A 13024-nucleotide genomic window follows, 5' to 3' on the forward strand; every position below is an offset into this window, starting at 1 on the left:
ACTATAATTTCATCCGGTGAAGCTCCATTTTGAAACATGAAAGCGCCAAGCAAAGCCTGCGATATGCCTTTACCAAAATTAAAGTTATTATTCTCCATGAAAATAAAATCCCGCCGTGAAAGATGGGATTTTTATCATTCAACAGCCGTTGCTACATATTGTTCAATAAGATGAACATCTTCAACATTACATTCTGGATAGATCCATTTTTCCCAGTTGTTAATAATCCACGTTGTACTTAAGGCTCGGCCCTCCTTCGAACCACTATCGGCAGGTAGCTCTATTAATATTAAACCTGCTTTATGGCCGGTAGACACAACTAGGCCATGAGTATCAAAAAGATCAATGACCATAAAATCTACCAATGATTCATAAGGCCAAACTGCAGGTAATCTAAAAACTGAACCTCTCTTGATGGATTCATTCTTATAATCAACTAGTCTCATTATTTCACCTTCAAATTGTGGGAACCCGATTTATCTTGGCTGTTAGGTATTTTTTGCATAGAGAAATCAACTTCACCTAAATGTTTACCTTTCGGGCTGACAACTTCAAATCGGCCATGCTGCGTATCAAGTGCATAAAGATTTCCATCTTGTCCTCGATACACATCGCGCCCATTATTTTTAGTTAGCTGATTATCTTTAACCATGCCGTATTCTGCTGCAACTTTCGGGGCTGTTTGTTTTATAATCGCGACACGCTCTCCCGGAGGAAGTCCGACTAAACTTTTTTCGAAAGTACCAACAGTTACACCCGTTACAATTTTGATGTTTGAATCAATAAGTTTAACAACATCAGGTAATTTCTTACCCGGCAGGAAAAGGCCCGCCAGCATTCCGCCCGTGGCTTCCAGTGCAAGCTGGTTACCTTGTGCAGCTTCTTTCACCTGTCCTGCAACCGCTGTCCAGGTTTCACTCTTCATCAGGGTTTTCAGCGTATCTGCTGCAGCTTGATTTTTACCCGCCAGATCGTTTAATGCCTGAGTGCAGTAACTGTCTCCGGCAGCACATGAAGCCAGTGCCATCGCTGCATCGGCTACATAATCCACTGATCCCAACGTCGCATCGCCGGTATCGGCAAGAGCATTAATAATACCGTTCGCAATGGAAGAGGTTGTGCCCTCACCAAGCTTATCCCTAACCTGATTTTTCAGGGATTCCGCGGCCTGTTTAACCGTTTCACGGGATTTGTCACCACTCAGGGAGTTATTCTCAACCGCATTTTTCCCAGCCTGTGCACCGGCAACCGTATCAGCGGTGCTGTCGCCGGTCAATCCACCGGCTAATCCTGCCGCCAGTGTACCCAATGCGCTGATGGTTTGTCGTTGCTCTTCTGTCAAGTCTTCACGTTTGATACCAGGATACATCTGCTGGGCGATATACTCACCCATCGCTGCACCCGAAGCGCCCGCCAGCGCACTGTTGCCGTTTATCTGCGCCACGACCGCACCCAGTACCGCATGGGCCATTAGGTTGGCTTCAGTGTTGACCTTGCCGTTGGCATCGGTTGTCATATTGTGAATCACTTCAGCCAGATAGGGCGCGGAAGCCCCTGCCAGCGCTTGCGCCATATTCCCGCCCGCCAGCCCTTGAATAGCGGCGGTGGCGGCCTGAAGCCCCTGTTGCAGTGCGCTGCCGGTGCCGTATTTCTGCATTTCGGCTTTGTATTCGGGTGTTTCGCGTAAGGCATCCGCATCGCCTTTCAGCTCAGGATGGCGTTTCAACGCTTCCTCAAGCCCGAGAATATCCCCCTGCGTCCGCGCAATATCCATCGCCTGACCGCCTATCTCGCCAATCAGCTGTGCTTCTTTGAGGCGGTTTTGCTCTTTCTCTTTATCAAATATCGGGCCGATGCTGCCGTTGGCATGGTCGGTGTCGCGGCTCAGGTCATCGACATTCTGCTGTTGTTTATCGGTATCACGGAGGGTGATGTTGCCCTCACTGACCGCCGCCTGTGTGGTGCCCCCGGCATGACCGTCATTACCCAGCCCCGACAGCACCACGCCGCCCAGATTGCTCAGCAGGTCAGACCCCACCGGGCCGCCGCTGCTCAGGCTGCCGCCCTGATGCTCGGCGTTGAAATCGGCTTTATTCTCAATATCACTGAAGCCCAGTGTGCCGGTGTCCAGACTATTTTTACTCTGGTCTGCGGTGCTGGCAATCACTGCGCCATCCAGCTGAGTATGCTCGCCGACGGTGATATCAAAGCCGCCAGCGCCCGCAAAGATGCCGGTCTGTTCCTGCACCGAGTCATAATTGCTGTGCAGTTTGTCCTGACTCATGCTCAGGTTGGCCGAGCCGCCGCCGGTCACCGCCACGCTGACACCGCCGCTGCTGCTGGTCTGCTTCGCATCATAATTATCGCTGTCTTGCTGGCTTTGCAGCAGCAGGTCGCGGCCGACATCCACCTTGACGCTTTCGCCGCTGGCCTGCGCGCCAATCAGCGAGGTATCGCGGCCGCTGTTGAGCGACAGGGTGCCGCCGCTGTCGAGGGTGGTTTCAGTCCAGGTGGTGCCGTTGCCGTGTTCATTGCCCTGGCCCTTGTTGGCGTTGGCAAAGATGCTCAGGCCACTGCTGGCACCATTCAAACCGAGACTGACCCCTACGCTGCCGCCGCTGCTGCTGTTACTGCCGTCGGTTTTCTGCGTGTTGGCGGCACCGAGTAACAGCAAGTCGCGGGCGGCATCTAAGGTGGTATCACCGCCGGCTTTAAGCTGGCTGCCTTGCACCAGAATATCGCCGCTGTTCCCCTCGCCGGTGGCTGTCACCGTCAGGTTGTTGCCCGCCGTCAGGGTCGAACCGGTCACGCTGGTCTGTTCCTGATGCTGCTGTGAGGACGATTTTTGTGAGCCTAATGAGGCGCTGACACCGACCATGCTGGCGGCATCGCCCCCTTGCGCCTGCACCAGTTGGCCGGCCTGCACCGCCTGCGCGCCACTGAGTGCGGCTTTCACCCCTTGCAACGCGGCTAATCGGCCATTGCTTTCGTCGCGGGCCTCTTTGGCGGTGGTGGCCGCGGTATTGAGAGCGCTGCCGACCGCACCGGACAGCGCCAGTGTCAGGCCGCTGCTTTTTTGCTCGACGCTATGAGTCTGGCTGCTGTGATTTTCCGCCGCCAAAATACTGACGCTCTTACCGCTCAGATTAATGTCTTTACCGGCCAACACGTCGGAGCCTTGCACCGTCAGGTCTTCACCGGCGGTCATGCTGACATTGCCCAGTACGCTGCCGACGGTGCTGCCGACGTTGGAGAGGGATTTGCCCGTATCGGTGACTTTGGTGCTGCTGCTGCCGGCCATGACACCCATGCCGCCGGCGCTCATCAGGCCGGATTTTGTCTGCTCATACAGGTGAGATTCACTCTCGCTCTGCTGCGCGCTGCCGACGGTGAGGTTCTCTTTTGCCCGCAGGTTGATATCCTTGTCTGCCACCACATTGCTGCCGATGACCGCGATATTTTTGCCACTGACATCAAGAGAACCGGCAGACAGCATGGAGCCGACCGCCAGCGTCTGGCTAATACTGTCTTCGCTGCGGGTGGTGGTGCTGGAGGCCAGCCCTTTTTTAGTGCCGGTATGATTGCGCTGCTCATCATGCTGTTCAGTCTGGGCGGTGAGGGTGACATCGCCGCCCGCCGCCAGTGTCAGCGCGCCGTCAGTTTGTATCGCGCTGGCGCTGAGGGTGATGTCTTTTGCCGTCTGCAAATGGATATCGCCGGTGGCGTTTAACTGGCTGCCGCGCAGGGTTTCATCATAAAGCTCCACTGAGCTGGTATGGCGTTTGCTTGAGGATTCACCGCTGACCTGCAGGCTGTCGGTGGCGGCGCTGAGGTTAATATTTTGCGCCTGCACATCAATAGTGCCGGCATTGATATTGGCCCCCACCGCGGTCAGATTATTGACATTGGCGGTTAGCGCACCGCCGACATTGACCTCACTGCCCAGATGGCGGATATGCTCACTGCTCGCGCTGCCACTGCCATAATTTGCACTTATCTGGTCGCGGGTTTGTACCGTATTGAGCAGCCAGTCACCGCCGGTATTGACCTGCAAATCCTGACCGACATTGAGGCCGGCACCTTGTAGGATAAAATCGCGCCCGGTATTAATCACCGCGTTATTGCTGACATTGATACTCGCCAGCGGCCCCAAAATGGTTTGATTACGCAGCACTGAGCCATTGCTGCTACTGAGTTGTTCACTGCTGGTGCGCAGGATGACATCGCGGCCACTGTCCAGTTGCAGGTTGGTGGCATTGAGTCGCGCACTGGTCAGGTCAATATCAGTGTTCAGGGTACTGAGCAGCATAGTATTGCCCGCCTGAAGCAGGCCGCCACGGTTATTGAGCGTGATGTCTTGCGCCATACTGATTTGCAGGTCATTGGTGGCTTTAATCGCCCCCGAGTTAGTGAAACCCTGCACATTCGTTAAGGTGATATTGTCAGCCGCAATCAATGCGCCGTTGGCATGCAACTCACCCGGTTTAATCCCCGCCAGATAGACCACTGGGACTAATACGGTTTGTCCGGCGACTTCACGGGTTTCCATGAGGATGATATTGCTGGTCAGTGCCGCCATCTGCTCGGCACTGAGGTGGGTACCGAGGGCAATATTGAACGCCTTGCTGTACTCAAGCCCCGCCGCAAACAGTTGCTCGAACTGCTCCTGGGCGCTGCGGTAATCACTGGCGACCGCCTGACCGGTCAATGCCAGCACTTGGTCGCGCACCAGACGTTGTTCATAGGCATTATCCCCCAGACGTTTGAATATCACATCGGGGTTGTTATTGAGCTGCTGGAGCACATAGTCCGAGCCGCGCCAGTTATTCAGATTGGCAAATGCCGGGTGGGTTTCGACCAGATAGCCGCCGCTCACCGCACGATCAGGGGCGGAGAGGCCAGATCTGTCCACATTGGCGGATGGGTTATTGATAGCCTCAAGCGAGAGTTCCCCGTCAGGATCCGGCGCGTATTGACCTTGGTCAGTGTTGAGCTGATATAGCCCACCGCTGGGGAGTGTCAGGGAAATACCGTTAAATTCGATGGCGATATTTTTCCCGGTACTGTCGCTGCCACTCGGTGGGGCGATCGCGCCGGGGTTGGCGCCATTATGAATAATCGTGCCACTGCCGCTGAGGGTTTTTGCGGTGATACTCGAGGCATATTGGTGGGTGGCCAGCTCACTCACCTCCGGCCCCCAACCGATGCCCCACAAATCGCCTTTGTAGGTACGGTAGCGCCACTCACCGCTGGAGGTGGTTTTTTCTATCAGACGTTGTGCGCTGCCCCAACCATCTTGTTGCAGGGTGACACCGGAGAGATCAATCTCGCCTTGCGCGCTCACTTTGCTCCAGAAGTTTTCCAGCGTGCCGACCTGCGGGGTCAGGTTTCCACCGGCTAACAACTGTGCTTCCGGGCTGATTTGATCGATGCCGTTATAGGCAATGGTCGACGTATAATTCGTGCCGATATAATCGCTGTTCATCGAGCCGCCATGAGGCGGTTCTGCATAGCGCCCACCTGGAATATCGGGGTTTTCGGCTGTCCAGTAAGCAGTCCCATTCACCGTATCCGCGACGACAAAGTCAGTATTGGCGGTGAGAATATGACGACGATTGGTCAGTGTCGTGGCGTAAATCAACATATCTTTGCCGGATTCAATCAGGCCAGAAATATTGAGTACCTGAGCGGCCGACAGATAATTACCACTCTGGTCCAGAGCGCCCGCCAGGATAATCTTGCCCATGCCTAACAGGGTGGTGCTCGGGGCGGTGTCGGTGTTGGTGACGGTATCACTGTTTTCAATCACCGGAGCCAGCAAGGCTAAGGTGCCGTTCTCATCGGTCGCGCCGATCAAGGCGTTAGGGCCGGAGTTAGTGATGCTTTGACGTGCTTTGAGTGTGGCTTCTGCGCTAATAATGGCGCCGCTATTGAACAGGGTGGTGGAGTCGGTATCGAGCCGCCCGCTGGTTAATATTTCGCCGTGATTAATCAAGGCACCTGTGGTGGTTAGCCCGGCTTGCGTCGCGATAATATTGCCGTTATTCAGTAAGCTGCTCGAACGGGTGCTGAGTTTGCCACCCGCCAATAACTGCCCGTCGTTGGTTAAAGCCCCATTGGTGATAAAGGTTAAATCACGCCCAGCCTGAAGTGTTGAATCGGCCAGATGATTGAAATCGCTCTGTAAGCCAATAGTCAGATCCTGACTGGCGGTCACCTTGCCGCTGCGGTTATCAAACTGACCCAAATTTAATTGGATATTATTTGCTGCCAGCGTGCCACTCTGGTTATTGAGGGTTTGCCCTGCATTTGCACCGGCATTCATGGTCAGCGAGCCAAGGGAGAGGATATTGGCGCGCTGCGTGCTGACATTCCCCTTGTTGGCGGTGATGTTTATCTCTCTGGCTTGTGTTTGGCTGCCGGTTAAATCAATCCGGCTACCCGTTAGCGTCATCGCCCCTGCGGCGATATTTTGCCCTTGCGCCACTAACTCCTGACGGGTGGTCACCCGCAGATCACCGGCATCAGTCAGGCGGCCATTACTCTGCACTCCCGCCCCCAATAGACTGTCGCCGTCGCTATCCAGACGCTCCGCCTGTACTGTCACGTGACCTTTGGCAAGCAGCGTGCCGGCGCGGTTATCCAGATAACCGGCCAGATTGAGAGTGAAATCCATGATACCGGTTTGTGCTATCACCCCGCCGAGGTTGGAGAGTGCTTGCGCGGCGAGTGTTATCTGCTCCGCCATCAGGTTAGCTTTATCGCTGCGCAGCAGGCCGTTAGTGCTGGCAGACAGGCGCATGACGGCTTTAACCACTGCCCCAGTTAAAGTGATATCCCCGGATTTAGCTGTGAGGGTAATGGCGTTGGCCTGAGTTTGGCTGCCGGTTAAATCAAGCTGGCTACCCGCCAGCGCCAATGCCCCTGCGGCGATATTTTGCCCTTGCGCTATCAAAGCGTGCTCAGTATGGATAGCCAAATCGCCACTATTGGCAAGGTTACCATCCGCTTTCAATCCAGCTGCTATCAGGGATTGATGGGTGCTGAGTAAATCATTAGCCCGCAGTTGGAGGTCACCCAGCGCGGCGATGGAACCGCTGTTCTGTGCTCGCCCAGCTATCTGCCACTGGAGCGTGCCTTGGGTGTAAATCGAGCCGCTGTTAAGTACGTTCCCCTGAGTCGTAAACAGACTGTTCCCTGCGCCATAGAAGCTACCGCTGTTATCCAGATTGCCGTTGGTCAACAGCAGCAGGTCGCCATTGGCGGCGTGCAACTTGCCTTGGTTGGTCAGGTCGCCGGTGACTGACAGTTGCATCTGGTCACCAGCGCTGTACAGCGTGCCACTGTTATTGAGGTCGCGCTGCGTCGATAACTGCATATTCCCGCGAGTTTGCATCACACCGCGGTTATCCAAATTGCCGGTGGTGGTGAAAGTTAACTGCTGTTCGGTGTAAATCTCACCGCGGTTTTCAGCCTTGCCATTAACCGTCAATTGCCCGACACCGGCCGCATAAATAGCGCCGCTGTTAAACAGGCCATTGGTGCTTAATGACAAGTTCCGACCGGCCAGCAGGGCGCTGCTGTCATTGGTGTTGCTGATGCTGAGCGCGGTGAGCTGCATATCGCGCCCGGCTTCCAGTTTATACTGGTTAATCAGTGTGCCACTGGTGTTAAAGACCAGGTCACGACCTGCCGTGACACGCGCGCCGGTCTGGTGAGTGAAATCACTTTGCAGCCGTATCCACAGGTCGGTCGCCGCCGCTATCTCCCCGTTGCTGTTATCTAATTTAGCCAGCTTGAGTTCGAGGGTGTCGGCATGTAATTTGCCGCCGTTGTTATTCAGCGTTTGTGCAGGATTTACCGCTGCAGTGATGGTAAGAGCGCCGGGAGTGAGCACCGTCGCTTTTTGCGTAGAAATATCGCCGTCACGCGCAGTGATGGCGATATTGCTCGCAGAAGTCTGGCTACCGGTGAGATCGACACGGCTACCGGATAATGTCATGGCCCCCACCGCCACATTTTGCCCCTGAGCAATCAAAGCTTGCCGCGTGGTGACATTAAGATCTCCACTTTGGGCCAGTTTGCCATTGCTCTGTACACCTGCGCCCAGCTGGCTATTGCCGTTGCTGTTCACGCTTTCGGCTTGCAGCAAGAATTTACCGGCAGACAGGAGGGAGCCGCCACGGTTATCGACATAACCCGGAAGATTCAGGTTGAAATCGGTGGTGCCGGTTTGCGCGATCAGGCCGCCGACATTGGAGAGTGCTTGGGCGCTAAGCTTGAGCTGATCCGCAATCAGGCTGGCGTTATCCGTTCGTAACAAAAAAGCCGTCGAGGCAGACAGCTGACGGCTGGCGGACAGATTTGCGCCAGTGAGATTAATGTCTCCATTTTGGGCGGTGAGTGTCAGGTCTCGGCTCTGAGTTTGGCTGCCACTCAGATCAATACTGTGCGCAGTGAAATTCTGCGTCGTGCCGCTAATATTTTTCCCTTGGGCGGTTAACTTCCCACTGGCGTCAACGCGCAAGGTGCCGCTGGTAATGTTGCTGTTGTCCGACTTGACCCCTGCGCCCAACATAGAGTTGCGGTTGCTGTTCACCTCTGCCGCACGCAATGAGGTATCACCCGCCGCCGCGATAGTGCCACTGTTACTCAGCTTACCCGCAGTAGTGAGCTGGGTATTGCCCTGCGCATAGAGCACCCCGGCATTCTCTATGCCCGCAGCGGCATTCACCGCCAAGTGCTGGACACTGTTGATCTGGCCGCTGTTCATCAGCATGCCGTCAGCCGTAATGGTGATATCGCCCGCTGATGCGCCTATTTCACCGGCATTACGCACACCAACACCGCTTTCAGTGCCGATCAAGCGAATTTTACCAGCGTACATGCCACCCAAATTGGCAACATCCACCGCCACAGTAGGGCGGGCGCTGCCATCGGCGGCTTTGGCGTTACTATTCTGATGGGCGGCATCTACCTGATTGCGCCCGGTGGTGACTTTCAAATCATTGGCCCAGATACCCGCATTCACTTTGACAGAGCGGGCGATAAGATCGGTATGGTCTTGACGGCTGCTGTCTAGACCTTTGCCTTGAATAACAATTTCACCGCGATCCACATCAAAGCCGGTGAGCTGGCCATTATTAAGCTGCGTCTGACCGGTGGTTAAGGTCGCACGGTTGGCGTTGATAAAGCCGCAGCCCTCACAGGTAATGCCTGATGGGTTGGCAATAACCACCTGCGCTTTGCGGCCTGCAACTTCGATATAGCCATTGAGTTTACTCGGGTCACGGCTGTTGACTTCGTTGAGAATAATGCTGGCTTCACCGCGCGCCAGCGACGGGTTACCGTTGATAAAACCGCCGAGCTGGGTCTGGTTGACACCCTGGCCGTTGTTGAGGATCACGCCGCGATTATCGACATCAAATTGGCTGTAAAGGTTACGCGAAACCCCGCCACTGCTGGGCGTCTGAATATTGACCTGCGGCGTACCGTTGGCGCTGCTGATAATGGTTGGCTGCTGATTCCCCGGCGCACTGGCATCGGCGACAATCGCGGACAGGGCGGGTAAAGAGACACAACCCAAAGCCAATAGCAGACTGAAACTCAATGTTGATAAGGCACTGAGACGGCGGCTTTGAGTATGCCCAACACCTGACGAGGGCGAGGAAGCCGCCCGACCGGAGGCGGCGATATCGGCCACCACCATCAACAAGCCACGCGCCTTGTTGAACACGATACGGTATAGGTTCTTATTCATAACTCATCCCAGAGAGTAAAGCGCTAATTGGGCGCATCAGTATTGCCAGTTCAGGTTAAAGCCGACGGTCACCGAATCGGTTTTGAAACCATCGGGTTTAGACAGCGGTTTGCCAGCAAACAGGTCATAGCGGGTATTCAGCACGTTGCCGCGCACACCCAAAGCCGCGCCTGCCAGATGGTGGCCCAGTAAGTAAGGATCACTGCGACCACCGACCTCGCCGTAATCCACACCGACATACAGTTCATGGCCTGGTAGCGGGGTATACCAGCCGAGATCATTGCGCACCGTCCAGCCGCGATCGGCATTCAATGTGCGTTCGCCATCAAAACCGCGTACTGACCAGCGGCCACCGATACTGAATTGATCCTGTGGTGTCAGTGGCGTGTTGGTGCTTTGCCGCTGATATTGCAGGTTGTAATGGAAGTTTTGTTTTTGCAGGGCAAAAGGAATATCCAGTTGCGCATTCAGCCGCAGAATTTTGCTCAGAGCAGTGGCTTCGCCGACATACTCTTCTTGTGCCGGTACTGCACCAAACCAGCGAGTGCCGCGCTGGTAACTGACACCCGCGTCCAGTATGGCTTGTGAGATAAAGTGGCGATGCTCTAAACCAACACGCCAGGCCGAGGTGCGGCGACGTTGCACTTCCACTTCAGTATCATTGATGTAGTTTTTCGACGAGCGAGTCAGCACATCGTAGGTCAGAGTGGTTTTTTGGCTGGCATTGCGGTGTAGCAGGCGGCTGAGTTGCAGCGACACATTTTCACTTTCGCCGCGATAGCCGTAATCGCCATTGAGACCCGCCACCGTCTGGTGATAGTCATAGCTGCTGGCGGTCATGCCGAGAGTCCAATAGCCGAAAGGTAGCGAGTAATGGCCGGTCAGGTTATTGGTGCCTTTATCGCCGCGATTTTTTATTGAGCCACCGGCAGAGACATAAAATAGGTCACTCAGAGAGAGCGGGTTATCCAGAAACAGGGTCGCGCCGCCTTGATAGCGGCCAGTGCTGCGGGTGCCAGAGTCATCCAGCGAGGCCGCCAGCCGCCACATTTTGCTCTGTTTCCAGCTCAGGGCGATATCGGTCTCGCCGGGGGCCTCACCGGGGATCAACTCCATGTTGGCCTGCACCGTGGGGACGCGCTGTAGGTTCTCCAGCCCTTGCTCAATATCACGTAAATCCAACAGGTTACCGGGGCGGGCAGGGAAAGCACTCAACAGCGTCACATGGCGGTCACTGTCGGGGGTCAGCTCAACATGGCGTATTTTGCCAGGCACCACTTGTAACGCCAGCGTACCCCTGTTCAAGTCCTGTTGCGGGGCCAGCACTCGGGTAGTGACATAGCCGTGATCAATCAGGCGGTTTTGCATCTGGCTCATCAGCAGATTAATGCCCTGTCCTCCCAGACAGTGGCCTTGCGCTTGATCGGCAATGCGTTGCAGTGGCAACCAGCGAGGTAACGGCTCGGTTCCGCTGAGGGTAATATGGTCAATGACAAAGCAGGGTGTCTCCACCGGGAAAGCCAGACGGCCTAAAGAGACTGGCGGCGCAGATAAGCGCACATCCGGCGTTGAGGAGGCCAAACGCTCTTCCAGTGCGCGTTGCCGTTCCTGTTGATGAATACTTTGTTGAATAGGAGGCAATTCCGCGCCATGACTGGCGAACGGAATAATCAATGCTGGTGATAATACGCCAACAATTAATGTAAAATAACAGGAACGCGACACAATAAAGACCCTTCCCCAAATAGGTTGGGGTAGATAAATATAAGATGATTGATGCGCATTATGACTGCAAAAGCGTTATTTTCAATGTGTTTTTGTCGATAAAATAAGCTTGCAAGAACTTTCCATTGCAAGGGTGGGAAATATCCTACAGAAAACTCAAAGGTGGAATTGTCTTAGTAGATTATTATATTTAAATTAAACAGGAAATAACATCATCTGGATGTTTGCCATGACTTATAAAACATTATCTCATTATTTTTATATTATGTGTGCGATCTGGAATTAATTAAGTCCCTTTCGATACAAAATGAGCAAGTAAAAATCATCATGCGTTTTCATGGCGAAGAATAGGGGATAGTCATATCATGAATAACGTAAAGCCAATAAAATGCTGAAAATATTGATGCCGATTCGAGGAGTAAAATGTGTCTCTGAATAAGATTGATTTATGTCCGGCTGGATCTATCCAGGCAAGGTTGGGGGGTGGGTTACTTTCGGCTTTCATTTTGCTGCTTTCTGGGCTGATGCTCTACTCAGTTAATCTGCACGCGGTACCTTCCCTTTCCCAGAATGACTTACAGGCTAAATCTGGCGATATTATTCAAATCAAACTCAGTGAGTTGCACCCGACCCAAATCGCGGTAGGTAAACTCCAGATTGCGGGCGATTTGGCTGATTATGCCCAGGATTATAAGCGTCTATTCAATGAGTTATGTAAAGTTCAAGGGGCTGGGAAACTGGCTGAAATGAATGCGTCATCAACACCCAAAGATCCCTCTTCATATAGGTGTAAACTGGCTATCGGCACTAAAAAAGCGGATATGAATACAGTCGATATCGGGCCAACGGGCAAGCTTTATCTGACTGATGGACATCATGCGTTTAACAGTTTTTGGGATGTACCCGGTGGTGGTGGCGATGTGGCCTTAAGTGTCTTGGTGGGGCAAAATGTTAGCCGTGACAGCAACGGAAAGGCGCTGACTCAAGCTCAGTTTGAACAAAAGATGACGGAACTCAAACACTTTCTTCCTATTGATGCTGAGGGAAAGTCCATCACTTTTTCTCAATTGCCTAACACCTTGGGCATTAGCGGTTTTCAGGACGATCCGTATCGCTCAATGCTCTATTATTTACGCGGTATCTCTTACGATAAGTCAGATAAAAACCTCAATCCTGAAACCGGTAAGCCTTATCCGGCAGTCCCTTTCCTCGAGTTTTATTGGGGCCAGTTATTACAGAGCAAAATGGATTTAAAACGTTATAACCTGCATAAACAGGATGATTATATCAAGGCGCTGAAAGACGCGGCAGTATTGATGGTCAATGTCCCTAAGCAACAGCTAATAGGGCATTCAGGTCAAACAGCGGCGGCTTTAGGGCAGATGAGTCACATAGATGAAAAACGTTTAAATAAGTTGGCAAAACCAGATTCTAAATTGGCTAAGGCGCTTGAATATCAAGCCAGCCATTAAGTTTGCCGAGATTATCGGGAAGTAAAAAGACTCAAATCATCAATTGAGGATCCTGCTGAGCGCCCAC

The 13024-nt window shown here is 53.5% G+C and carries 4 protein-coding genes; 1 reads left to right on the plus strand and 3 read right to left on the minus strand.

Annotated features, from left to right (window positions below; translation table 11 throughout):
* Positions 1 to 134 precede the first annotated feature (134 nt).
* The 3 genes from imm45 to DXZ79_RS03080 are packed head-to-tail and all read right to left on the minus strand — an operon-like array spanning position 135 to position 11485.
* Positions 135 to 446, minus strand: a complete 312-nt coding sequence (gene imm45 / locus DXZ79_RS03070) for an Imm45 family immunity protein (RefSeq protein WP_038636609.1) — start codon at positions 444 to 446, stop codon at positions 135 to 137.
* The gene (locus DXZ79_RS03075) at positions 446 to 9760 is read right to left on the minus strand and encodes a hemagglutinin repeat-containing protein (RefSeq protein ID WP_167335062.1); all 9315 of its coding nucleotides are present in this window, start codon (positions 9758 to 9760) and stop codon (positions 446 to 448) included. Before DXZ79_RS03075 ends, imm45 begins: the two co-directional genes overlap by 1 nt.
* A 36-nt stretch (positions 9761 to 9796) precedes the next feature.
* Entirely contained in the window at positions 9797 to 11485 is a 1689-nt protein-coding gene (locus tag DXZ79_RS03080) for a ShlB/FhaC/HecB family hemolysin secretion/activation protein (protein ID WP_038636606.1), read from the minus strand.
* Positions 11486 to 11910: 425 nt separating this feature from the next.
* Between DXZ79_RS03080 and DXZ79_RS03085 the strand changes: the two genes are divergently transcribed.
* Positions 11911 to 12957, plus strand: coding sequence for a ParB/Srx family N-terminal domain-containing protein (locus DXZ79_RS03085; RefSeq protein ID WP_038636603.1), 1047 nt, complete (start codon positions 11911 to 11913; stop codon positions 12955 to 12957).
* Positions 12958 to 13024 lie beyond the last annotated feature (67 nt).

Origin of the sequence: Yersinia rochesterensis, from assembly GCF_003600645.1 — a bacterium.
Taxonomy (GTDB): Bacteria; Pseudomonadota; Gammaproteobacteria; order Enterobacterales; family Enterobacteriaceae; genus Yersinia; species Yersinia rochesterensis.

Excerpts from the sequence above, each read along its gene's own strand:
- imm45 (WP_038636609.1), bottom strand. The coding sequence starts at position 446 with ATGAGACTAGTTGATTATAAGAATGAATCCATCAAGAGAGGTTCAGTT.
- DXZ79_RS03075 (WP_167335062.1), bottom strand. The coding sequence starts at position 9,760 with ATGAATAAGAACCTATACCGTATCGTGTTCAACAAGGCGCGTGGCTTG.